This window comes from Paenibacillus sp. OT2-17, assembly GCF_009827695.1.
Taxonomy (GTDB): Bacteria; Bacillota; Bacilli; order Paenibacillales; family Paenibacillaceae; genus Paenibacillus; species Paenibacillus polymyxa_B.
In genome coordinates, this window is sequence record NZ_WUDQ01001030.1 from 1 (window position 1) to 587 (window position 587).

Below are 587 nucleotides of genomic sequence, written 5' to 3' on the forward strand. Positions count from 1 at the left end.
AGCCTTTGTTTTTTCGGGCAAAAGCAATTTGCAAACTTTAGCGAGTCGTATACATCCTGTATTCGGCATTGTCTTTACAACCATTCTTTATCTAGCCATCGGGCCTTTATATGCAATTCCTAGAACCGGTAGTGTGTCATTTGAAATTGGAGTAAAACCTTTTTTTTCAAACAATGCAGATCATCCTGTCGCACTTTTTGTATTTACTATCCTTTTTTTTGCAGTTGCATGTTTGTTATCACTTAATCCTACAAAAATTATTGATGTAATTGGAAAGTTTTTAACACTCATTAAATTGACATTCATTTGATTACTTGTGATTGTAGCTATTATTCACCCAATAGGAAAGTTCCAAGAACCTGCGGAGGGTTATACATCGAATGTCTTTTTCAAAGGCTTTCAAGAGGGGTATTTAACATTGGACGCTCTTGTAGCCTTTATTTTTGGAATTATCATTGTGAATGCAATTAAGGATAGAGGAGTTACTTCCAAAAAAGAGTTGATGATCATTTGTGCCAAAGCGATAGCAATTGCGGTTATACTCTTAGCTTTTATCTATACGTCTCTTTCATACATGGGAGCTTCTA

At 35.1% G+C, this 587-nt stretch carries 1 pseudogene; it reads left to right on the forward strand.

The annotated features are described in order from the left end of the window. Window positions 1-587: pseudogene (locus GRP75_RS28880) on the forward strand (branched-chain amino acid transport system II carrier protein); the annotation flags it as partial.